The 19,048-nt window shown below is 55.9% G+C and carries 29 protein-coding genes; 26 read left to right on the top strand and 3 right to left on the bottom strand.

The genetic code is table 11. The features are described from left to right. Nucleotide 1: 1 nt before the first annotated feature. The 22 genes from rpsC (at nucleotide 2) to ABNH18_RS03680 (ending at nucleotide 10,695) form a co-directional block, all read left to right on the top strand. Complete coding sequence (gene rpsC / locus ABNH18_RS03785) at nucleotides 2-694, top strand: 30S ribosomal protein S3 (RefSeq protein ID WP_007149325.1); 693 nt, start codon at nucleotides 2-4, stop codon at nucleotides 692-694. Between the two features lie 13 nt (nucleotides 695-707). Continuing rightward, nucleotides 708-1,121 carry a 50S ribosomal protein L16 gene (gene rplP, locus ABNH18_RS03780; protein ID WP_007150407.1) on the top strand — a complete coding sequence of 138 codons (414 nt, stop codon included), beginning with the start codon at nucleotides 708-710 and terminating at the stop codon, nucleotides 1,119-1,121. 3 nt (nucleotides 1,122-1,124) lie between these two features. Beyond that, the gene (rpmC, locus tag ABNH18_RS03775; protein WP_349381534.1) at nucleotides 1,125-1,316 is read left to right on the top strand and encodes a 50S ribosomal protein L29; all 192 of its coding nucleotides are present in this window, start codon (nucleotides 1,125-1,127) and stop codon (nucleotides 1,314-1,316) included. Between the two features lie 2 nt (nucleotides 1,317-1,318). After that, on the top strand, nucleotides 1,319-1,582 hold the full coding sequence (rpsQ, locus tag ABNH18_RS03770) for a 30S ribosomal protein S17 (RefSeq protein WP_011587695.1): 264 nt from the start codon (nucleotides 1,319-1,321) through the stop codon (nucleotides 1,580-1,582). 51 nt (nucleotides 1,583-1,633) lie between these two features. Beyond that, nucleotides 1,634-2,002 carry a 50S ribosomal protein L14 gene (gene rplN, locus ABNH18_RS03765; RefSeq protein WP_007151625.1) on the top strand — a complete coding sequence of 123 codons (369 nt, stop codon included), beginning with the start codon at nucleotides 1,634-1,636 and terminating at the stop codon, nucleotides 2,000-2,002. 15 nt (nucleotides 2,003-2,017) lie between these two features. Then, nucleotides 2,018-2,326: a 50S ribosomal protein L24 gene (gene rplX, locus ABNH18_RS03760; RefSeq protein WP_349381533.1), complete on the top strand. Its 309-nt coding sequence runs from the start codon at nucleotides 2,018-2,020 to the stop codon at nucleotides 2,324-2,326. Nucleotides 2,327-2,338: 12 nt separating this feature from the next. Further along, nucleotides 2,339-2,878 (top strand): 50S ribosomal protein L5, encoded by a 540-nt coding sequence (rplE, locus tag ABNH18_RS03755; RefSeq protein ID WP_007151080.1) that lies wholly within the window; start codon nucleotides 2,339-2,341, stop codon nucleotides 2,876-2,878. Nucleotides 2,879-2,889: 11 nt separating this feature from the next. After that, nucleotides 2,890-3,195 carry a 30S ribosomal protein S14 gene (rpsN, locus tag ABNH18_RS03750; protein WP_007148355.1) on the top strand — a complete coding sequence of 102 codons (306 nt, stop codon included), beginning with the start codon at nucleotides 2,890-2,892 and terminating at the stop codon, nucleotides 3,193-3,195. A gap of 31 nt (nucleotides 3,196-3,226) precedes the next feature. Beyond that, a complete protein-coding gene (gene rpsH, locus ABNH18_RS03745) occupies nucleotides 3,227-3,619 on the top strand; it encodes a 30S ribosomal protein S8 (RefSeq protein ID WP_349381532.1) in 393 nt (130 codons plus the stop codon). Between the two features lie 31 nt (nucleotides 3,620-3,650). After that, on the top strand, nucleotides 3,651-4,184 hold the full coding sequence (rplF, locus tag ABNH18_RS03740) for a 50S ribosomal protein L6 (RefSeq protein ID WP_007150172.1): 534 nt from the start codon (nucleotides 3,651-3,653) through the stop codon (nucleotides 4,182-4,184). A 17-nt stretch (nucleotides 4,185-4,201) separates the two neighbouring features. Next, nucleotides 4,202-4,552 (top strand): 50S ribosomal protein L18, encoded by a 351-nt coding sequence (rplR, locus tag ABNH18_RS03735; protein ID WP_011587701.1) that lies wholly within the window; start codon nucleotides 4,202-4,204, stop codon nucleotides 4,550-4,552. Between the two features lie 12 nt (nucleotides 4,553-4,564). Then, nucleotides 4,565-5,062, top strand: a complete 498-nt coding sequence (rpsE, locus tag ABNH18_RS03730) for a 30S ribosomal protein S5 (RefSeq protein ID WP_007149291.1) — start codon at nucleotides 4,565-4,567, stop codon at nucleotides 5,060-5,062. A 24-nt stretch (nucleotides 5,063-5,086) separates the two neighbouring features. Beyond that, entirely contained in the window at nucleotides 5,087-5,269 is a 183-nt protein-coding gene (gene rpmD, locus ABNH18_RS03725) for a 50S ribosomal protein L30 (RefSeq protein ID WP_007149547.1), read from the top strand. A 3-nt stretch (nucleotides 5,270-5,272) separates the two neighbouring features. Continuing rightward, nucleotides 5,273-5,707, top strand: coding sequence for a 50S ribosomal protein L15 (gene rplO, locus ABNH18_RS03720; protein WP_007151502.1), 435 nt, complete (start codon nucleotides 5,273-5,275; stop codon nucleotides 5,705-5,707). A gap of 11 nt (nucleotides 5,708-5,718) precedes the next feature. Next, the gene (gene secY, locus ABNH18_RS03715; protein ID WP_011587704.1) at nucleotides 5,719-7,101 is read left to right on the top strand and encodes a preprotein translocase subunit SecY; all 1,383 of its coding nucleotides are present in this window, start codon (nucleotides 5,719-5,721) and stop codon (nucleotides 7,099-7,101) included. 17 nt (nucleotides 7,102-7,118) lie between these two features. Continuing rightward, the gene (gene rpmJ / locus ABNH18_RS03710) at nucleotides 7,119-7,235 is read left to right on the top strand and encodes a 50S ribosomal protein L36 (protein WP_008928865.1); all 117 of its coding nucleotides are present in this window, start codon (nucleotides 7,119-7,121) and stop codon (nucleotides 7,233-7,235) included. A 116-nt stretch (nucleotides 7,236-7,351) separates the two neighbouring features. Next, entirely contained in the window at nucleotides 7,352-7,708 is a 357-nt protein-coding gene (rpsM, locus tag ABNH18_RS03705; RefSeq protein ID WP_349381531.1) for a 30S ribosomal protein S13, read from the top strand. Nucleotides 7,709-7,744: 36 nt separating this feature from the next. Then, nucleotides 7,745-8,143, top strand: a complete 399-nt coding sequence (rpsK, locus tag ABNH18_RS03700; protein ID WP_349381530.1) for a 30S ribosomal protein S11 — start codon at nucleotides 7,745-7,747, stop codon at nucleotides 8,141-8,143. A 16-nt stretch (nucleotides 8,144-8,159) separates the two neighbouring features. Continuing rightward, entirely contained in the window at nucleotides 8,160-8,792 is a 633-nt protein-coding gene (gene rpsD / locus ABNH18_RS03695; RefSeq protein ID WP_349381529.1) for a 30S ribosomal protein S4, read from the top strand. A 20-nt stretch (nucleotides 8,793-8,812) separates the two neighbouring features. Beyond that, the gene (locus ABNH18_RS03690; protein ID WP_349381528.1) at nucleotides 8,813-9,820 is read left to right on the top strand and encodes a DNA-directed RNA polymerase subunit alpha; all 1,008 of its coding nucleotides are present in this window, start codon (nucleotides 8,813-8,815) and stop codon (nucleotides 9,818-9,820) included. Between the two features lie 49 nt (nucleotides 9,821-9,869). After that, nucleotides 9,870-10,253 carry a 50S ribosomal protein L17 gene (gene rplQ / locus ABNH18_RS03685; protein WP_349381527.1) on the top strand — a complete coding sequence of 128 codons (384 nt, stop codon included), beginning with the start codon at nucleotides 9,870-9,872 and terminating at the stop codon, nucleotides 10,251-10,253. Between the two features lie 106 nt (nucleotides 10,254-10,359). Next, a complete protein-coding gene (locus ABNH18_RS03680; protein WP_349381526.1) occupies nucleotides 10,360-10,695 on the top strand; it encodes a DOPA 4,5-dioxygenase family protein in 336 nt (111 codons plus the stop codon). Nucleotides 10,696-10,717: 22 nt separating this feature from the next. On the opposite strand, the gene ABNH18_RS03675 is transcribed toward ABNH18_RS03680, so the two are convergent. From ABNH18_RS03675 to ABNH18_RS03665, 3 genes are all read right to left on the bottom strand, one after another. Beyond that, nucleotides 10,718-11,095 carry a hypothetical protein gene (locus ABNH18_RS03675; RefSeq protein WP_349381525.1) on the bottom strand — a complete coding sequence of 126 codons (378 nt, stop codon included), beginning with the start codon at nucleotides 11,093-11,095 and terminating at the stop codon, nucleotides 10,718-10,720. Between the two features lie 378 nt (nucleotides 11,096-11,473). Beyond that, nucleotides 11,474-14,296 carry an excinuclease ABC subunit UvrA gene (gene uvrA, locus ABNH18_RS03670; protein WP_349381524.1) on the bottom strand — a complete coding sequence of 941 codons (2,823 nt, stop codon included), beginning with the start codon at nucleotides 14,294-14,296 and terminating at the stop codon, nucleotides 11,474-11,476. A 120-nt stretch (nucleotides 14,297-14,416) separates the two neighbouring features. Continuing rightward, complete coding sequence (locus ABNH18_RS03665; RefSeq protein ID WP_349381523.1) at nucleotides 14,417-15,067, bottom strand: LuxR C-terminal-related transcriptional regulator; 651 nt, start codon at nucleotides 15,065-15,067, stop codon at nucleotides 14,417-14,419. 266 nt (nucleotides 15,068-15,333) lie between these two features. Here ABNH18_RS03665 and ABNH18_RS03660 point away from each other — a divergent pair, with 266 nt between their 5' ends. From ABNH18_RS03660 to ABNH18_RS03645, 4 genes are all read left to right on the top strand, one after another. Further along, entirely contained in the window at nucleotides 15,334-16,701 is a 1,368-nt protein-coding gene (locus ABNH18_RS03660) for an MFS transporter (protein WP_349381522.1), read from the top strand. Between the two features lie 90 nt (nucleotides 16,702-16,791). Beyond that, nucleotides 16,792-17,307, top strand: coding sequence for a single-stranded DNA-binding protein (gene ssb, locus ABNH18_RS03655; protein ID WP_349381521.1), 516 nt, complete (start codon nucleotides 16,792-16,794; stop codon nucleotides 17,305-17,307). Between the two features lie 26 nt (nucleotides 17,308-17,333). Next, nucleotides 17,334-18,062: a type II secretion system protein N gene (gspN, locus tag ABNH18_RS03650; RefSeq protein ID WP_349381520.1), complete on the top strand. Its 729-nt coding sequence runs from the start codon at nucleotides 17,334-17,336 to the stop codon at nucleotides 18,060-18,062. Nucleotides 18,063-18,159: 97 nt separating this feature from the next. Further along, nucleotides 18,160-19,020: a type II secretion system protein N gene (locus ABNH18_RS03645; RefSeq protein WP_349381519.1), complete on the top strand. Its 861-nt coding sequence runs from the start codon at nucleotides 18,160-18,162 to the stop codon at nucleotides 19,018-19,020. The last annotated feature ends 28 nt before the right edge of the window (nucleotides 19,021-19,048 follow it).

The raw sequence follows: 19,048 nt of genomic DNA, 5'->3' as shown, positions 1-19,048 counted from the left end.
GATGGGTCAGAAAGTTCATCCGGTCGGTATTCGCCTTGGCATTGTCAAAGAGCATAATTCGCTTTGGTATGCCGGACCGAAGTCTTATTCAGACTGCCTGGTTACCGATCTGCAAGTGCGTGAGTATCTTTTCAAGCGCCTTAAAAGTGCATCGGTAAGCCGTATCAAGATCGAACGTCCTTCTGAAAACGTTCGCATCACTATTGCTACTGCGCGTCCGGGCATTGTTATTGGCAAGAAAGGTGAAGACGTTGAGCGTCTGCGTCGTGATGTTGCTGCCAAGATGGGTGTGCCTGTGCACATCAACATCGAGGAAGTACGCAAGCCCGACCTGGATGCCCGCTTGGTAGGTGACAATGTCGCCGGCCAGCTGGAACGTCGAGTCATGTTCCGTCGCGCCATGAAGCGTGCGGTGCAGAACGCCATGAAGTCAGGCGCTGAAGGTATTCGTATTCAGTTGTCCGGTCGTCTGGGTGGTGCAGAAATCGCGCGTACCGAATGGTATCGCGAAGGCCGAGTGCCACTGCATACTTTGCGTGCTGACATCGATTACGCAAGCGTACGTGCTGAAACCACTTACGGCACCATCGGTGTGAAGGTCTGGATCTTCCGCGGCGAAGTGCTTGGTGGCATGGAGCAGGTACAGGAAGAGCAGAAGCAGTCCAAGGGCGCGAAGAAGCGCGGCCGCGGTTAAAGGGTAACGAACGATGTTGCAGCCGAAGCGTACCAAATTCCGGAAAGTGATGAAGGGCCGTAACCGTGGCCTGGCACAGCGGGGCAGCAAGGTGTCTTTTGGCACCATTGGCCTGCAGGCAACCGGTCGTGGCCGTATTACTGCGCGCCAGATCGAAGCAGCCCGTCGTGCGATGACCCGCCATATCAAGCGGGGCGGTAAAATTTGGATCCGGGTATTCCCGGACAAGCCGATTACCAATAAGCCTCTTGAAGTGCGTATGGGTAAAGGTAAAGGTTCTGTAGAGTACTGGGTTGCGCAAATTCAACCTGGAAAGATGCTTTACGAAATGGAAGGTGTGTCAGAAGACGTTGCGCGTGAAGCGTTCCGTCTGGCCGCGGCCAAGCTGCCGGTAAGCACCCGTGTCGTTACTCGGACGGTGATGTAAGCCATGAAAGCGAGCGATCTGAAAGATAAGAGTGTCGAGGAGCTGCAGCAGACGCAAATCGAGCTGCTTGAGGAACAATTCAAGCTGCGTATGAAGAGCGCGTCCGGTCAGATTTCTAAAACCCATGAGCTTGGGACGGTTCGCCGCAATATTGCGCGCGTTAAGACCATTCTGAGAGAGAAACAGGGTAACTAGTCATGGCAGAGGCGAACACAATGCGCCGGACCGCTACCGGCAAAGTCATCTCTAATAAAGGTGACAAAACTATCACTGTGTTGGTAGAGCGCCGGGTTCAGCACCCGATTTACGGCAAGATCATTAAGCGTTCCACCAAATTGATGGCGCATGATGAAGAGAATCAGTGCCGTGAAGGTGACCTGGTCACCATCGAGGAGTGCCGGCCGCTGTCCAAGCGTAAAGCTTGGATGCTGGTTAACGTAGTTGAACAGTCTAAGGCCTAAACGGACCGTTGCTGTGGCTGCCTGTAGAGGCAGAGTTGGAGAGATTAAGCGATGATTCAGACCGAAAGCATGCTCGAGGTAGCTGATAACAGTGGCGCCCGTCGAGTACAGTGCATCAAAGTGCTGGGTGGTTCTCACCGCCGCTATGCAGGCATTGGTGACATCATCAAGGTCACAGTAAAGGAAGCAATTCCACGCGGCCGTGTAAAGAAAGGCGACGTGATGACCGCTGTGGTAGTTCGTACCCGTAAAGGTGTACGTCGTCCCGACGGTTCACTGATTCGTTTCGACGAAAATGCCGCCGTTTTGTTGAACAACAACAAAGCACCGGTCGGTACTCGGATCTTCGGCCCAGTAACGCGCGAGCTGCGTACTGAGCAATTTATGAAGATCATTTCCCTGGCACCTGAAGTTCTGTAAAGGCGGGTGAAGGTAATGCTCAAGATTAAGCGTGAAGACGAAATTATCGTAATTGCGGGTAAGGACAAGGGTAAGCGTGGCGCTGTCCAGCAGGTTTTGGACAACGGCCGGCTCATCGTTGCTGGCGTTAACATGGTCAAGAAGCATGTTAAGGCTAACCCTAACAGCGGTATTCAAGGCGGCATCGTAGAACAGGAAGCAGCGTTGAACGCTTCCAATGTTGCCATCTGGAATCCCAAGACGCAGAAAGCGGATCGTGTGGGCTTCCGTTTTGAAGACGGCCAAAAAGTTCGCTTCTTCAAGTCCAACGGCGAAACGCTGTAGGTTAGGTGACCCATGAGTGATCTAAAAAAGATTTATCTAGACGAAATCGCGCCCAAGCTGAAAGAAGAGCTTGGTCTCGGTAACATCATGGAAGTGCCGAAGATCACCAAGATCACCCTGAATATGGGTGTTGGTGAAGCTTCTGCGGATCGTAAAGCGATGGAAGGTGCACTGTCGGACATGACGGCCATTTCTGGTCAGAAGCCGCTGGTAACCAACGCTCGCAAGTCTGTTGCAGGCTTTAAGATCCGTGAGGGTTGGCCGATTGGCTGCAAGGTGACCATGCGCAACCAGAGAATGTATGAATTTCTGGAACGCCTGGTTTCTGTCGCCATTCCGCGTATCCGTGACTTCCGTGGTTTGAATCCGAAATCCTTCGATGGCCGGGGCAACTTCTCCATGGGTCTGCGTGAGCAGATCGTGTTCCCGGAGATCGATTTCGACAAGGTCGACAAGCTGCGTGGTATGGATATTACCATTACCACTACAGCCAAGACCGATGACGAAGCACGGGCGCTGCTGCGCGCCTTCAACTTCCCGCTGAAGGGCTAAGAGGATTTGTCATGGCTAAAGAATCCATGAAAAACCGGGAAGCAAAACGCGCTAAGCTGGTTCAGCGTTTTGCCGCCAAGCGCGCAGCGCTTAAGGCGATCATCCAGGATCCCAATGCAGAACCTGAAGCGAAGTGGGATGCTCAGCTTCAGCTGCAAAAAATGCCGCGCGATTCTTCCCCGGTTCGTCAGCGTAATCGCTGTCGTATCACCGGTCGTCCGCACGGTTACTACCGCAAGTTCGGCTTGAGCCGGATCAAGCTGCGTGAAGCAGCAATGCGCGGTGATGTTCCCGGTCTGGTTAAGGCCAGCTGGTAAGCCAAGAGTTAGGTAGCGGAGCGATTGCGGCATGAGCATGCAAGATACCTTGGCGGATATGTTTACTCGTATCCGTAACGCCCAGATGGCCAAGAAAGTACAGGTAGAGATTCCTGCGTCAAAAGCAAAGGAAGCTGTTGCCAAAGTACTGAAGGACGAGGGCTATATCGCAGGTTACGAAGTGACCAGCGATAAAAAACCGGTAATGACGGTTGATCTGAAGTATTTCGAAGGCAGCCCAGTGATCGAAAAGATCGCACGGGTAAGCCGTCCTGGTCTGCGGGTTTACAAGTCCGCTGGTGAGATCCCCAAGGTCAAAGACGGCCTCGGTGTTATGATCGTATCCACTAATCAGGGCATTATTTCTGACCGCGCAGCGCGCAAAGCCAATATTGGTGGCGAGCTGATCTGCGAAGTGTCCTAACAGAAGCGGCGTAGACAGGTTAGGTGCAACAATGTCTAGAGTAGCAAAAAATCCGGTAAATCTGCCGAAGGGCGTCGAAGTTAAAGTCGACGGCCAGAAAGTCGCCGTAAAAGGTGGCAAAGGCAGCTTGGAGCATGAAGTTCACGAGCTGGTAGCCGTGTCTCTGGAAGAAGGCGTGATGTCTGTTAAGCCTCACGACGACTCCCAGAAGGCCTGGGCTCTGGCAGGGACCACCCGTGCTCTGCTGAATAACATGGTAACCGGCGTGGCCGATGGGTTTGAGCGTAAGCTTCAACTCTTGGGTGTTGGTTACCGCGCACAGGCTCAGGGCAAGGTGTTGAACCTGACCCTCGGGTTTTCCCACCCGGTGGCTTACGAGTTGCCTGAAGGGATTACCGTAGAAACCCCGAGCCAGACTGAAATTGTCATTAAGGGCATTGATAAGCAACTGGTTGGTCAGGTTGCTGCCAATGTTCGGGCCTTCCGTCCGCCTGAGCCTTATAAGGGTAAAGGGGTGCGCTATGCTGATGAGCAAGTGCGCCGTAAGGAAGCCAAGAAGAAATAATCGTCGAGATTGATGCCATGAAAGACAAAAAAGTTGCACGTCTACGCAGGGCCAAGCGCACTCGTCTGAAGATCCGCGAGTTGGGCGAAGTTCGTCTTTGCGTACATCGTACCCCGCGTCATATTTATGCGCAGGTAATCTCTGCGGCAGGCGACCAGGTTCTGGCTTCTGCCAGTACAGTGGAGAAAGATTTGCGTGCTGACGCTACCGGCAATGCTGATGCAGCGACCAAAGTTGGTCAGATTATTGCTCAGCGTGCCAAAGAAGCGGGCATTGAGCGCGTAGCCTTTGACCGTTCTGGTTTTAAATATCACGGTCGCGTAAAGGCGCTAGCTGATGCCGCGCGTGAAAACGGGCTTGAATTCTAAGGGTGCTTGGTTATGGCGAAGGTTGATCCCAACGAAGGTCTGCAGGAAAAACTGGTTCAGGTAAACCGGGTTGCTAAAGTAGTAAAAGGCGGCCGTATTTTTGGTTTTACCGCGTTGACTGTAGTGGGTGACGGCAAGGGCAAAGTTGGCTTTGGTCGTGGTAAGGCGCGTGAAGTGCCTGCTGCTATCCAGAAAGCCCTGGAAGCTGCCCGCCGCAACATGATTCAGGTAGAGCTGAACGGCTCTACCATCCAGCACCCAATGAAGGCCCGTCACGGCGCCTCCAAGGTGTACATGCAGCCGGCCGATGAAGGTACCGGTGTGATTGCCGGCGGCGCCATGCGTGCCGTGCTGGAAGTCGCAGGCGTTCAGAACGTACTGGCCAAGTGCTATGGTTCCACTAACCCGGTAAACGTGGTTCGGGCTACTTTCAATGGTCTGAAATCCATGGCTTCTCCGGAATCTGTGGCTGCCAAGCGTGGCAAGTCTGTTGAAGAGATTCTGAACTAAGCGCAGATAAGCGGAATCGATACGATGGCTGAAAAGATCAAGGTAAAGCTGGTTAAAAGTACCAACGGCCGGCTCGAAAAGCATAGGGCCTGCGTGCGTGGCCTCGGTCTGCGCCGTATTGGCCACACCGTTGAAGTTGAAGATACCCCGTCAGTACGCGGCATGATTAACAAGGTCTCGTACCTGGTGCAGGTAGAGGGAGAATAAGTGATGCGTCTTAATGATTTGCATCCCGCTGAAGGTTCCCGTCCGGAAGGTAAGCGCGTAGGTCGCGGTATCGGTTCCGGTTTGGGTAAGACTGGTGGCCGTGGTCATAAAGGTCAGAAGTCTCGCTCCGGTGGTACCGTTAAGCCCGGTTTCGAAGGTGGTCAAATGCCGCTGCAGCGTCGTGTGCCGAAGTTCGGTTTCACGTCCAAGCTGGCAATGGGTACTGCTGAAGTCCGTCTTGCTGAACTGGCAAAAGTGGAAGGTGACGTGATCGACCTGGCTTCTTTGAAAGCTGCCAACGTTGTTCGTCGTGACATGAAGCGTGCCAAGATTGTTCTGCAAGGTGAAATCGATCGTGCAGTGACCGTTCGTGGTGTGGCCATTTCCAAAGGCGCCCGTGAAGCGGTTGAAAAAGCTGGCGGTAAAGTCGAAGAGTAAGGCTGCGCTTTATGGCGAAGAATCGCGCTCAAACACTAAATGGCGGTGCGCCGAAAGCTGACGGTAACGCAATGCGTGAACTGTGGCGGCGGATCGGTTTTCTGTTGGGCGCCCTGGTGGTGTTCCGGGTCGGGGCTCATATCCCGGTCCCGGGCATGAACCCGGAAGCGTTGCAACAGATGTTCAACAATAACCGGGACACAATTCTTGGCCTGTTTAACATGTTCTCTGGTGGTTCACTGGAGCGCATGAGTATCTTTGCGTTGGGCATTATGCCCTACATTACAGCCAGCATCGTGATTCAGCTGATGACTGCTGTAGTCCCCACGCTTGAGCAGCTTCGTAAAGAAGGTGAGCAAGGGCGGCGCAAGATTACCCAGTACACCCGGTATTTGACGGTAGTTCTGGGGGCGATTCAGTCTTTCGGCATGGTGGCCGGTCTTAACAGTCAGGGCATTACGCTGCTGCCTGAAACAGCCAGCACCATGCAGCTTGCCAGCTTCTACTTTGTGGCAGTCAGCACCTTGGTAACAGGTACTGTCTTCCTGATGTGGTTGGGTGAGCAGATTACCGAGCGCGGTATCGGCAATGGTATTTCCATGCTGATTTTCGCCTCCATCGTGTCCGGCTTGCCCGGTGCGGTGGCGCAGACGTTTGAATCTGCGCGTACCGGTGACCTCAGCCTGATCATGATGCTGTTTGTGTTCCTGGTCGCCATGGCCGTTATTTTCGGTGTGGTATACGTGGAACGCGGACAACGCCGAATTACGGTAAACTATGCGCGCCGCCAACAAGGGCGTCGTGTATATGCAGCGCAGCAGAGTCATCTGCCGCTGAAGGTGAATATGGCAGGGGTGATTCCTGCGATTTTTGCCAGCTCTATATTGCTGTTTCCGGCGTCGCTGACCCAATGGTTCAGTGATTCCAATCCGGATTCATGGTGGGGCCAGGCGCTGCGTAATGTCAGTGAAGCCCTGCTGCCAGGTACACCGCTGTACATTCTGCTGTTTACCTTGGCAATTGTGTTCTTTTGCTACTTTTATACAGCGCTGGTATTCAATCCGAAGGATGTCGCGGACAACCTGAAGAAATCCGGTGCTTATATTCCGGGCATTCGCCCGGGCGAGCAGTCCGCTCGCTATATCGACACGGTGATGGGGCGTTTGACTCTGATCGGTGCGGTATACATGACGCTGGTGTGCTTACTGCCGCTAGGTCTGCAAGCTGTTGCCAATGTGCCCTTTTATCTGGGCGGCACCTCTCTGCTGATCGTTGTGGTAGTGGTTATGGACTTCTGGTCGCAGGTTAATTCGCACCTGACGTCCACCCAGTACGAGAAGTTGATGAAGAAATCCAACCTGAAAGGGTATGGTGGCACCGGTCTGGTGCGTTAACGAACGAGGCGAGTGCGATGAAAGTTCAGGCTTCTGTAAAGAAGATCTGCCGTAACTGCAAAGTGATCCGTCGTAAGGGACGTGTCATGGTAATCTGCAGTGCCGAACCCCGGCACAAGCAGCGCCAGGGTTAAGGTTTAGTCTTCTTTTAAGTGTTTGGTTGAAATTCAGTCGGTGTAGCGCTAGACTCTGCCGCCTTTCGGCGCCTGTGAGCCTGGCGCCACCCGTTTTGTGAATCGGAGATATTCGGATGGCCCGTATTGCAGGCGTTAACATCCCGGAAAATAAGCACACGGTGATTTCTCTCACCTACATCTTCGGGATCGGTCGCACCCGCGCAGGATCAATCTGCGTGGCGACTGGTATTGAGCAGACCGCGAAAGTTCGCGATCTGACCGGTGAGCAACTTGATGCCATTCGTGGTGAAGTGGCCAAGTTCTCTACCGAAGGTGACCTGCGCCGGGAAATCAACATGAACATCAAGCGTCTGATGGACCTCGGTTGCTACCGTGGTATTCGCCATCGTCGCGGCTTGCCGCTTCGCGGCCAGCGTACCAAGACCAATGCGCGCACCCGTAAAGGTCCGCGTAAACCGATTCGCAAATAAGCTGAATTAGACAGCGGCTGGATTTGGATAGGCATTATGGCTAAGTCAAAGAAAGATAGTGGCGCACGTCGTAAGAAGGTAACGCGCACCGTTGCAGACGGTATTGCGCACGTGCACGCTTCCTTCAACAACACCATCATCACCATTACTGATCGTCAGGGCAATGCGTTGTCTTGGGCGACCTCCGGTGGCGCTGGTTTCCGTGGTTCACGTAAAAGCACCCCGTTTGCTGCCCAGGTGGCGGCTGAAACTGCGGGTAATGCTGCGAAGGACTACGGTCTGAAAAATCTTGAAGTGCGGGTGAAAGGCCCCGGTCCCGGTCGTGAATCTTCTATTCGCGCCCTGAACGGTTGCGGCTACAAGATCACCCATATTGAGGACGTAACGCCGATTCCCCATAACGGTTGCCGTCCGCCTAAAAAGCGTCGCGTGTAACGGGAGTTAGAGCAAGATGGCAAGATACATCGGTCCCAAGTGCAAGCTTTCCCGTCGAGAAGGCACTGATCTGTTCCTGAAGAGCGGTATCCGCCCTCTGGAATCCAAGTGTAAAGCTGACCAGGCTCCTGGCCAGGCTGCTGGTGCCAGCGGCCGTCGCCCGGCACGGTTGTCTGACTACGGTGTTCAGCTGCGCGAGAAGCAAAAAGTTCGTCGTACCTATGGTGTGCTCGAAAAGCAGTTCCGTAGCTACTACAAGAAAGCGGCTGCTTCCAAAGGTGCCACAGGCGAAGTCCTGCTGCAGCTGCTGGAAGGTCGTCTGGATAACGTGGTTTACCGCATGGGCTTTGGTTCTACCCGTTCCGAAGCGCGTCAGCTGGTTAGCCACCGTGCAATCCTGGTTAACGGCCAGTCTGTGAATGTTGCTTCTTACCAGGTGAAGCCTGGTGATCAGATCAACGTTCGCGAGAAGTCTAAGACCCAGCTGCGCGTGAAGAACGCCATGGAGCTCGCTCAACAGCGCGGCTTTATGCCGTGGATTGAAGTTGATGACAAGAAGCTGGAAGGTACCTACAAGGCGAAGCCTGAGCGTATCGACCTGCCTGCCGAGATCAACGAAAATCTGATCGTCGAGCTGTACTCCAAGTAAGGACTGCCTGAGGGATCTCTATGACCGCCGTGAACGACTTTCTCACGCCCCGCTCGATCGCGGTCAACGCGATCAACCTGACCCGCGCCAAAGTGGTTCTGGAACCGCTGGAGCGTGGTTTTGGCCACACTCTGGGGACTGCGCTGCGCCGCATCCTGATCTCCAGCATGCCCGGCTGTGCGATCACCGAAGTGGAGATCGACGGTGTGCAGCATGAATATTCTTCCATTGAAGGTGTTCAGGAAGATGTGATCAACATCCTGCTGAACTTGAAGGGCGTTGCCCTGCAAATGGAAGATAGCGAAGAAGCGACCCTCGAGCTGGTCAAAAAAGGCCCGGGTGCTGTTACCGCGAATGACATCCAGCGCGACCACAGCGTTGAGATTGTTAACCCGGATCACCTGATCTGCACCATTACAGGCGACACCGAACTGCGTGTGAAGCTTAAGGTTCAGAAAGGACGTGGCTATGTTGCTGCGGATTCCCGTCAGTCAGAAGACGACGAGACTCGTGGTATTGGTCGCCTGCAGCTGGATGCCAGCTACAGCCCGGTTAGTCGCGTGGCCTATGTGGTAGAAGCAGCTCGTGTTGAGCAGCGTACTGACCTGGACAAGCTGGTTATCGATCTGGAAACAGATGGAACCATTGATCCGGAAGAAGCGATTCGTCGTGCAGCAACGATTCTGCAGCAGCAGATAGCGGTGTTTGTAGACCTGGAGCAGGATGCCAAGCCTGAGCCGAAGCAGGAGCGTGAGGAGATCGATCCTATCCTGCTGCGTCCGGTGGATGATCTTGAGCTGACCGTTCGTTCCGCTAACTGTTTGAAAGCGGAAAACATCTACTACATCGGTGATCTGGTACAGCGTACTGAGGTTGAGCTGCTGAAAACCCCGAACCTGGGTAAGAAGTCGCTGACCGAGATCAAAGATGTGCTGGCCTCTAAAGGTCTGTCACTGGGCATGCGTCTCGAGAACTGGCCACCGGTCAGCCTGCGGGATGATGACCGGCTGAACACCAAATTGCGCTAATTAGTTGTTGTGGACGCTGTGAAGCGCCCCTGAACATAGGAACAGAATCATGCGTCATCGCAAAAGCGGCAGAAAACTGAATCGGAACAGCTCTCATCGTCAGGCGATGTTCCGTAACATGGCTGTGTCTCTGCTTGATCACGAAGTGATCAAAACCACTCTGCCGAAAGCCAAAGAGCTGCGCCGTGTGGCTGAGCCGCTGATCACTCTGGCTAAAGAAGACTCCGTTGCTAACCGTCGTCTGGCTTTCGACCGCACCCGTTCAAAGGAAATGGTCGGTAAGCTGTTCAACGAGCTGGGTCCTCGTTATCAGGAGCGTCCGGGTGGCTACATCCGCATTCTCAAGATGGGTTTTCGTGCGGGCGATAACGCACCGATGGCCTATGTTGAACTGGTTGATCGTCCTGAGCTGGCTGACGCTGACGAAGAGTAAGCGTTAACGGTTCCAGAAAAAACCGGGCCTGTGCCCGGTTTTTTTGTGCCTGTTGCAAGTGTGAAAGCATCGGCTATGCTGGGCTTGTGATTAACAGGCATAGCGTATGGCGATTAACGGTTTTCATGCACACGTCTATTTCGACGAGCACACCTTCTCTCAGGCGGCCGCTCTCTGTCAGGCCGCCCATCAACATTTTGCTGTGCCCATGGGGCACATGCACCGTAAGCCGGTGGGGCCGCACCCTTGTTGGAGCTGTCAGCTGACCATTCCGCGGCGCTTGGCGGGAGAGGTGATCCCCTGGCTGATGGCCAGCCGGAACGGGCTAACAGTGTTTGTGCATGGGCTCAGCGGCGACGATCTCCGCGATCATAGCGAGCTGGTGATGTGGCTGGGGGAGAGCCTGCCATTGGATTTAAGCATTTTTCAGTTCTCCGCCTGACATGTCAGGCTCTTTCCTCTTGTTACCCTTGTGCCACCGTTCTTCCCCGGTAAATAACGGCCTTCTGTGTTGAGCGGCTGCGTGTGGGCATCTGTTTGCTGACTTCAGGTGAAGGATCGATCGCTTGTCCTCGGTAACGTCGCACGGTAGCGGCAGCGGGCTGTTGTGGTTCCGGATCTGCACCTTCCAGGTTGAGTAACGCCAGCCGGATTTCGCAGTACAGCCTTTGGAATCCCTGAGAGCGGGTATGGCCTGCAAAATGAGCCAGTTTAAAGCGGAGCTGTGGGTCGGTGAGGGACAGGTTTTCGTCGAATTCGGCACGGATCAAACGTCGGCACTGATTGACCAGATTGACGATGTTGTACTGCATCAGCCAACGGTGGTCCGGGGTGGATTCCATACTCGTACTCCTCGGCCTGTGTATTGGGTTGTACAAAGCAGAAAACGTGCCATTAATCCAGGTTTTCCTGATGGGGATAGTGCCCCGTGGCGGGGCGGGCGGGGCAAAGTGTGGGGTGGTTGCGCTATTGTTGTGCGTGGGAGCGTGCCGGGCGGTGTGGTCGCAGGCAGTTGGCATAAAAGGTGGTGGTGGCGGAAGCCATGCTTGGGTTGTGCCCGCCCCGCGCTTGCATGGCTGGCTCCAGTAGGCAGGCGATCAGGTAGCGCTGAGCGGGCAGCGGCGTAGCTCCAGGTGATTAAGCCTCTTTGACGAGCTGGCGGATAAGTGGGAAGTCTTTTTCCGCACTGCGTTGCCCGTTTCTGTGTCAGGCGAACGGCCTTATTTCATCATGGGTTTGAGGAAGCGGCCGGTGTGGCTGCCTTTGACGTTGGCTACCTCTTCCGGGGTGCCTTCGGCGATGATCTCGCCGCCGCCATCGCCGCCCTCTGGGCCCAGGTCCACAATCCAGTCTGCGGTTTTGATGACATCCAGATTGTGCTCTATCACCACCACGGAATTACCGTGGTCAGCCAGACGGTTAAGCACGTCCAGCAGTAGCTGAATATCATGAAAGTGCAGGCCGGTGGTGGGCTCGTCGAGAATGTAGAGGGTGTTGCCGGTATCCCGCCGAGACAGCTCTTTGGCCAGCTTGACCCGTTGCGCTTCACCGCCGGACAGGGTGGTGGCGGCCTGGCCGAGTTTCACATAGCTGAGGCCTACATCCATCAATGTCTGTAGCTTGCGCGCCAGTGACGGGACGGCATCGAAAAACTCGCGGGCATCTTCGATAGTCAGGTCGAGCACTTCGAAGATATTTTTACCCTTGTAGGTGATTTCCAAGGTCTCCCGGTTGTAGCGTCTGCCATCACAGACTTCGCAGGGAACATAGATATCGGGTAGAAAGTGCATCTCTACCTTGATGACGCCGTCGCCCTGACAGGCCTCGCAGCGGCCGCCTTTCACATTGAAACTGAAGCGGCCCGGCTTGTAGCCGCGGGCGCGGGCTTCCTGGGTGCCAGCGAACAGTTCGCGCACCGGAGTAAAAATGCCTGTGTAGGTGGCAGGGTTGGAGCGGGGGGTGCGACCGATGGGGCTCTGGTCGATATCCACCACCTTGTCGAAATGCTCAAGGCCTTCGACGGACTCATGGGGTGAGGCGGTGAGTGTGGTGGCCTTGTTGAGCTTGGTGGCTGCCAACGGGTACAGGGTGCTGTTGATCAGGGTGGACTTGCCGGAACCGGACACGCCGGTGATACAGGTCAGTAGTCCTACCGGGATATTGAGTGGGTGCCCTTTCAGGTTATTGCCAGTGGCGCCGTGCAGTGTCAGCCAGCGATCGTCATTGTGTTGTCGGTGTTGGGCCGGAATGGCGATTTGCTTCCGGCCGGAGAGATAATCGCCGGTGAGTGAGGCCGGGTTGTCGGCTACATCCTGGGCGCGGCCCTGGGCGATGACTTCGCCGCCGTGGACGCCAGCGCCGGGGCCGATATCGATCACATGATCGGCCAGACGGATGGCATCCTCATCATGTTCCACCACAATGACGGTATTACCCAGGTCGCGCAGTCGAGTCAGGGTGCTCAGCAGGCGCTCGTTATCGCGTTGATGCAAACCGATGGATGGCTCGTCCAGTACATACATCACGCCTACCAGGCCCGCGCCGATCTGGCTGGCCAGACGAATCCGCTGGGCTTCACCGCCGGACAAGGTTTCTGCACTACGTTCCAGGGTTAAATATTCCAGCCCCACGTTGACCAGGAACTGTAGCCGGTCGCGGATTTCCTTGAGGATCTTGTCAGCAATTTCACCTCTGCTGCCAGGCAGTTTCAAGTCGCTGAAATAGGCGTGCGCCTTGCCCACGGCCAGGCGCACTACATCCGGTAGGTTGGTTTGTTCGATAAAGACATGGCGAGCCGCTTCACGCAAACGTGATCCGTTACAGCTGGGGCAGCTAGAGGTCGACATATAGCCGAGTAGGTCTTCACGTACCGCGTCGGATTCGGTTTCCCGGTAGCGACGCTCCATGTTGGGAATGATGCCCTCGAACGGGTGGTTGCGTTTGATGATATCGCCGCGGTCGTTAAGGTAACGGAACTCGATGCTTTCTTTGCCGGTGCCGTGCAGCACCTTCTTGCGCACGTCTTTGGGCAGATCCTTGAGGGCCGCATCCATGTCGAAACCAATGCTCTGGGAAAGGGAGTTGAGCATCTGGAAATAATATACGTTTCGTCGATCCCAGCCCCGGATAGCGCCCTCAGAGAGAGAAAGCTCGTCGGAATTGATCACCTTGCTTTCATCGAAAAACTGTTTCATGCCCAAACCGTCACAGCTGGGGCAGGCGCCGGCAGGGTTATTGAATGAGAACAGGCGAGGTTCCAGCTCCGGGATCGAGTAGCCGCAGGTGGGGCAGGCGAATTTGGCAGAGAAAGTGGTTTCCTCGCCGTCGCCTTCCATGGGGGCGATCACGGCAATGTCGTCGGCCAGATTCAGGGCGGTTTCGAAAGATTCCGCCAGACGGTTCTGCAGATCATCACGCACCTTGAAACGATCGACGACCACTTCGATGGTGTGTTTCTTGTTCTTGTCCAGGTCCGGCGTGTCGTCCATGTCGTAGATGCGGCCGTCAATGCGTACCCGAATAAAACCCTGGGCGCGCAGTTCTTCGAACAGGTGGACGTGCTCACCTTTCTTTTCCCGGATCACCGGTGCCAGCAGCATGAGCTTGCTGCCTTCTTCCATGGTCAATACTTGATCGACCATCTGGCTGATGGTTTGTGCTGCCAACGGGGCATCATGTTCGGGGCAGCGGGGTTCCCCGACCCGGGCGAACAATAGGCGCAGATAGTCGTAGATTTCGGTAATGGTGCCCACGGTGGAGCGAGGGTTGTGGCTAGTGGATTTCTGTTCGATGGAAATGGCCGGGCTTAGCCCTTCGATGTGGTCCACATCGGGTTTTTCCATCATCGACAGGAACTGGCGGGCGTAGGTGGACAGCGATTCCACATAACGGCGCTGCCCTTCGGCGTACAGGGTGTCGAATGCGAGGGAGGATTTGCCGGAACCGGACAGGCCGGTGATTACCACCAGCTTGTCCCTGGGAATATCCAGGTCCACGTTCTTCAGGTTATGGGTGCGTGCGCCACGAACCAGAATGGTATCCATCAACTGCCCCTGAGTACTGTCAAAATGAACAGGGCAGTATAAGGGACGCTGGATGCCTGACGCTAGACGCAGGACGCGAAAAGCCGTTGTCAGGCACGGAGCGTCTTGTGTCAGGCGCCGTTACAGATTTTCCTGGGCCCAGTTCACCGCTTGCAGGCGGTTGGAGGCGTTGATTTTCTTGAAGATATTGTAGATGTGGGTCTTGATGGTGTGTGGACTCAGATTCAGGCTGCTGGCGATTTCCGAGTTCTTGGCGCCGGTGGACATTACTTTCAACACTTCTACTTCCCGGTCAGTCAGGCTGACTTCGCTGCGTGAGAAAGTCTTGTTGAAGGTCCGGCTCTTCATTAGGTAAGTTTGCAGGACGGCACGCGGGAACCACAATTCGCCATCGAAGATTGCCTTGATGCCTTTGCTAAGCAGGGCCTGGGGGCAGTCGTGCTGGAAACCACCGTTCACCATGGGCAGGCCGGCCAGCTTGGATAGCGACTCATCGCTGTCCACGTTGAAAACGGCGATCAGTACATCGCTTTCCACTTCCTGGTCGGCTTCCAGCAAGTGGGCAATGACTTCATTCACGTCCACGGAGTGGTAATCCACCAGAAACAGGTTCTGGTTCAGTTCGCGAAGAATATCGGTGGTGATATCCAGGGCGGTGGGAATGCTCTTGGCTGCCACGTCTTCCTTGACGAGAAACTCTGTAAGCAGGGCGTTTTGCAGCTGTTGGCTGCCGACCACGTAAACTTGCTGGGTATGTTCTTGGCTATTCATTGGCCCCGTCCGTGATTGCTCAGGCAAACACCTAAGAAAAAAAACTGATCAGCCTGCCAATTTATCACCGCTTTGGCGGGGGTTCAATTTGATGCAGTCGAGTTTTACCGATTTCACGATCAAAGGCTGTGCGCTACGTCTTCGGCCCACTAGTCCTGACGGGGCAGGAATCTGCTACACTGCGTGCCCTTTTGTATCGGCCGGGGTGACGGCAGCTGTGTGCTGCGGTGTTTGCGGCCTCCCCGGGTTAGGAGCGATCACGGTTCATGACGGCATCATCTTCCCAAGCCCTGCAGCGGACAGAACTGAAAACCACAGGGTATTTGGCAACCATTTTCGCGTTGCGGATGTTTGGTCTGTTCATGATTCTGCCGATTTTCGCAGTCTACGGGCAGGCGCTTGAAGGAGCGTCTCCACTATTAATTGGTACTGCTATTGGCGCCTATGGCCTGATGCAGGCCCTGCTGCAGATTCCTTTCGGCATGCTCTCGGACCGTTTTGGGCGTCGCCCATTGTTATTAATCGGTCTGTTGTTATTCATTGCCGGTGGCGCGGTGGCGGCCATGAGTGACCATATCTACGGAGTCATTGCAGGGCGTGCCCTGCAGGGCGCCGGGGCCATCGCCAGCGTGATCATGGCACTCATTGGCGATGTGGTGACCGAGAAGCACCGCACCCGGGCCATGGCATTAATCGGTATGTCCGTGGGCGGCGCTTTTGTTCTGGCACTGATTTTGGGGCCTCTGCTGGCGGGCTGGCTGGGTTTATCTGGCCTGTTCTGGATGACCTCGGTGCTGGGGGGCTTTGCCCTGCTGGTTGCCTTTGTGGTGCCGGCCCCGAAAGCCTTGCAAGGTGAGGCGTTGCCGGTGTCGGAGCGCTTTCGGCGCGTGCTGGGCAACAAGACATTGTTGCGTTTTGATATGGGCATTTTCAGCCTGCATCTGATTATGACCGCGTCTTTTGTGGTGGTGCCAGCCCTGCTCAGTGAGCGCCTGGGGTTGACGCTGCAAAGCCATAGTTTGCTGTATTTGGCCGTGCTGGTGGCGGGCTTTTTGGCCATGGTGCCGTTGATTATCCGGGCTGAGCGCCGCGGGGCGGTGCCCATGAAGCGCCTGGCAGTGGTGTTGCTGGCGATTTCCCAGTTGTTGTTGGCCTTGGCCGGAGCACAATTGTGGCATTTCGTGCTGGCATTGCTGGTCTTCTTTACGGCTTTTAATTTGCTGGAAGCCTTGCTGCCCTCGCTGGTGGGGCGTGCTGCCCCAGCCGGCACCCGGGGAACGGCCATGGGGGTGTACTCCACCAGCCAGTTTCTCGGTGTGTTCGTCGGCGGGCAAATGGGTGGCGCCTTGTATCAATGGGTGGGTGCGGAAGCGGTGTTTTATGGCTGCGGGCTGCTGGCACTGGTCTGGTTTTTGGTGCTGGCGGGCATGAAAGAGCTGCCCAAGCTGGATAATCGGGTTCTGCCGTTGTCACCCGGACAGGACTGGCAGGCCCTCGCAGAGCGGTTGAAATCCGTGCCCGGTGTGGTGGAAACCGTGATTGTGGAAGAGCAGGCTTTAGCCCTGCTGAAGGTGGATGCCGACCAGCTGGATGAGCAACAGTTACAGGGTGTCGCCGGAGCCGGGCAAAGCTGACACAATGGACAGCTTGGCCGAGTGTGTTGTCCACCGGCGATGACAGGATGATAGACAGTAGTCAGACCATAAGAAGTCACGGAGAGAAACATGGCGCGCGGCGTTAATAAGGTAATTTTGATCGGTAACCTGGGGGCGGACCCGGAAACCCGCTTTATGCCCAGCGGTGGCGCTGTCACGAATGTGCGGCTGGCCACCAGCGAAAGCTGGAAAGACCGCCAGAGCGGCCAGATGCAGGAACGCACTGAATGGCACCGGGTGGTGTTCTTCAACAAGTTGGGCGAGATTGCTGGCGAGTACCTGAAAAAGGGCTCGAAGGTGTACATCGAAGGCTCCATCCGTACCCGCAAATGGCAGGGGCAGGATGGCCAGGACCGCTACACCACCGAAATTGTGGCCAATGAAATGCAGATGCTGGATGGCCGCGGTGAAGGTGGCGGCCAGGGCGGCGGATATACCCAGTCTCCCCCGGCCCAAGGCAACCAGGGTGGCTACGGCAATGATAGCCAGTCCGGTGGTGGCCAGCCGGCGCAGAACCAGAATAGCAACCAGGGCGGCGGTTTCAGCGGCCCGGCGGATGACTTCGACGACGACATCCCGTTCTGATCGGTAGACAGGAAAGCGGCTCCGTTATGCCACGAAAAATAACACTGGCGCTGCTTTTCAGCGTCAGCCTGCTACTGTTTCTGCTGCTGCTAATGCCGGCAGCCGTACTAGTGGAGCGCGTACCGGCCTTGCGGCCCGGCGGTGCACCGTTGGTGCTCACTAACCCCCAGGGGCTCTGGTGGGACGGTCAGGCTGATTGGCAATGGCAGCGCCGCCAAGGGTCTGTGCAGTGGGCGCTGGACTGGCACGGGTTAGTGCCGGGCCTGGCGCTGAAGACCCGCAGTAATGATGACGCCGCGCGCCTGTCCGGTTGGCTTGGTGCGGATTGGGGCGATTGGCAATTGCAGCAGACCCGGCTTTCCTTGCCGGTGTCGCTGGTGGCTGATCATATTCCCCAGGGCAGCGCAGACGGGCGCGTGGACGCGACGCTGATGCAGATTACCCTTGGCGATGGCAAGATCAAGCAGCTGCAAGGCACGCTGCAGTACGGTGGTGGTACGGTGAGTTGGGGGCGCAATGGCTCCGCAACGGTCCCTGTGCTGCAGGGCCGTTTGAGTATGGAAAATACGCAGCCTACCTTGCAGGTGGTGGGGCCAGAAAGTGAGTCGCTGGTGGATGCCCGGCTTGCTGATGGGCGCTTCGAACTGGAAGTGCGGCGCGCCTGGCCCATGCTGCTGGGGGTGAGCCAGGGTGGCAACCCGGAAGATGTGGTGTTCCAGATGTCGCAACCTTTCGCCCTGTTGGATGGTCAGTAACACTATATTGCAATAATAAGCCGTAGAATCCGGTAGATTTGTAGCCTGTGTTATATCGGTAATGGGCAATAACGATAAAGGAAGTCGCAGGACGGTTATGTCGCAACTGGCGAGTTGGGGAAAGCAGCAGCAATGGGGCGCACCGCTTCGGTGGGTGATCGCTGTGTTGCTGGTGGTCGCACTGGCCTATGTGCTGGCGCAGACCGTGTGGCTATTGTGGTATGGGCCCAGTGAGCCTGTGCCGGCCAATACCGGCACGCGCCTGGAGGTGTCTTCCTCTGGCGATGCCCCGACCCTCACCCAGGCACAGATCGATAACTGGCAACTGTTCGGTAACTATGAACCCGTCGCCAGCACCGGCAATGACAAGCCCACCGACGCCCCCGATACTCGCCTGCGCTTGGAGCTGCTGGGAGTCTTCCAGAATGCCGATACCAAGCGCGCCACGGCGATTATTGCCGAGAAAGGCAAAGAAGGTGAGTTGTACCATATCGGTGACAGCATTCCGGGTAACGCCAAATTGGAAGAAGTGTACCCCGACCGGGTGATCCTACGCCGGGCGGGTCGGTTGGAAACGCTGCGCTGGAGTGACAACGCTTTGGGCGGTGTCACCGAAGTGCGTCGTGAACCCACGCGTCCTGCGCGCCCCGCGCCTGCCGGCAATGAAGGGGGCGAAGCCGACCTGGGACGCCAGCGCACCGCCATTATCGGCCAACTGGGGCTGGAGCCTGTCACAGAGGGTGGCAGCGCCGGTTACCGGTTGGGCAAACGTGCGCCAAAACAGTTGCTTGCGCAGGTTGGCCTGCAAAGCGATGACGTAATTCTCTCGGTTAACGGACACCCGCTGGGAACAGAAAGCAACGACATGGCGGCTCTGCGTTCGTATCAGGACACCCAGCAGGCATCCATCGTGGTGCAACGGGGTGACCAGCAATTTACCGTGAACTATCCGCCTTAGTGAGTGGTTTTATGACGCCTTTTTTCAG

It is taken from the genome of Alcanivorax sp. (assembly GCF_040118815.1).
In the GTDB taxonomy this organism is placed as follows: domain Bacteria; phylum Pseudomonadota; class Gammaproteobacteria; order Pseudomonadales; family Alcanivoracaceae; genus Alcanivorax.
The sequence above is the reverse complement of the archived record's forward strand: the minus strand, read 5'-3'. Positions and strand labels throughout refer to the sequence as shown.

Excerpts from the sequence above, each read along its gene's own strand:
- rpsC (WP_007149325.1), top strand. The coding sequence starts at position 2 with ATGGGTCAGAAAGTTCATCCGGTCGGTATTCGCCTTGGCATTGTCAAA.
- rplP (WP_007150407.1), top strand. The coding sequence starts at position 708 with ATGTTGCAGCCGAAGCGTACCAAATTCCGGAAAGTGATGAAGGGCCGT.
- rpmC (WP_349381534.1), top strand. The coding sequence starts at position 1,125 with ATGAAAGCGAGCGATCTGAAAGATAAGAGTGTCGAGGAGCTGCAGCAG.
- rpsQ (WP_011587695.1), top strand. The coding sequence starts at position 1,319 with ATGGCAGAGGCGAACACAATGCGCCGGACCGCTACCGGCAAAGTCATC.
- rplN (WP_007151625.1), top strand. The coding sequence starts at position 1,634 with ATGATTCAGACCGAAAGCATGCTCGAGGTAGCTGATAACAGTGGCGCC.
- rplX (WP_349381533.1), top strand. The coding sequence starts at position 2,018 with ATGCTCAAGATTAAGCGTGAAGACGAAATTATCGTAATTGCGGGTAAG.
- rplE (WP_007151080.1), top strand. The coding sequence starts at position 2,339 with ATGAGTGATCTAAAAAAGATTTATCTAGACGAAATCGCGCCCAAGCTG.
- rpsN (WP_007148355.1), top strand. The coding sequence starts at position 2,890 with ATGGCTAAAGAATCCATGAAAAACCGGGAAGCAAAACGCGCTAAGCTG.
- rpsH (WP_349381532.1), top strand. The coding sequence starts at position 3,227 with ATGAGCATGCAAGATACCTTGGCGGATATGTTTACTCGTATCCGTAAC.
- rplF (WP_007150172.1), top strand. The coding sequence starts at position 3,651 with ATGTCTAGAGTAGCAAAAAATCCGGTAAATCTGCCGAAGGGCGTCGAA.
- rplR (WP_011587701.1), top strand. The coding sequence starts at position 4,202 with ATGAAAGACAAAAAAGTTGCACGTCTACGCAGGGCCAAGCGCACTCGT.
- rpsE (WP_007149291.1), top strand. The coding sequence starts at position 4,565 with ATGGCGAAGGTTGATCCCAACGAAGGTCTGCAGGAAAAACTGGTTCAG.
- rpmD (WP_007149547.1), top strand. The coding sequence starts at position 5,087 with ATGGCTGAAAAGATCAAGGTAAAGCTGGTTAAAAGTACCAACGGCCGG.
- rplO (WP_007151502.1), top strand. The coding sequence starts at position 5,273 with ATGCGTCTTAATGATTTGCATCCCGCTGAAGGTTCCCGTCCGGAAGGT.
- secY (WP_011587704.1), top strand. The coding sequence starts at position 5,719 with ATGGCGAAGAATCGCGCTCAAACACTAAATGGCGGTGCGCCGAAAGCT.
- rpmJ (WP_008928865.1), top strand. The coding sequence starts at position 7,119 with ATGAAAGTTCAGGCTTCTGTAAAGAAGATCTGCCGTAACTGCAAAGTG.
- rpsM (WP_349381531.1), top strand. The coding sequence starts at position 7,352 with ATGGCCCGTATTGCAGGCGTTAACATCCCGGAAAATAAGCACACGGTG.
- rpsK (WP_349381530.1), top strand. The coding sequence starts at position 7,745 with ATGGCTAAGTCAAAGAAAGATAGTGGCGCACGTCGTAAGAAGGTAACG.
- rpsD (WP_349381529.1), top strand. The coding sequence starts at position 8,160 with ATGGCAAGATACATCGGTCCCAAGTGCAAGCTTTCCCGTCGAGAAGGC.
- ABNH18_RS03690 (WP_349381528.1), top strand. The coding sequence starts at position 8,813 with ATGACCGCCGTGAACGACTTTCTCACGCCCCGCTCGATCGCGGTCAAC.
- rplQ (WP_349381527.1), top strand. The coding sequence starts at position 9,870 with ATGCGTCATCGCAAAAGCGGCAGAAAACTGAATCGGAACAGCTCTCAT.
- ABNH18_RS03680 (WP_349381526.1), top strand. The coding sequence starts at position 10,360 with ATGGCGATTAACGGTTTTCATGCACACGTCTATTTCGACGAGCACACC.
- ABNH18_RS03675 (WP_349381525.1), bottom strand. The coding sequence starts at position 11,095 with ATGGAATCCACCCCGGACCACCGTTGGCTGATGCAGTACAACATCGTC.
- uvrA (WP_349381524.1), bottom strand. The coding sequence starts at position 14,296 with ATGGATACCATTCTGGTTCGTGGCGCACGCACCCATAACCTGAAGAAC.
- ABNH18_RS03665 (WP_349381523.1), bottom strand. The coding sequence starts at position 15,067 with ATGAATAGCCAAGAACATACCCAGCAAGTTTACGTGGTCGGCAGCCAA.
- ABNH18_RS03660 (WP_349381522.1), top strand. The coding sequence starts at position 15,334 with ATGACGGCATCATCTTCCCAAGCCCTGCAGCGGACAGAACTGAAAACC.
- ssb (WP_349381521.1), top strand. The coding sequence starts at position 16,792 with ATGGCGCGCGGCGTTAATAAGGTAATTTTGATCGGTAACCTGGGGGCG.
- gspN (WP_349381520.1), top strand. The coding sequence starts at position 17,334 with ATGCCACGAAAAATAACACTGGCGCTGCTTTTCAGCGTCAGCCTGCTA.
- ABNH18_RS03645 (WP_349381519.1), top strand. The coding sequence starts at position 18,160 with ATGTCGCAACTGGCGAGTTGGGGAAAGCAGCAGCAATGGGGCGCACCG.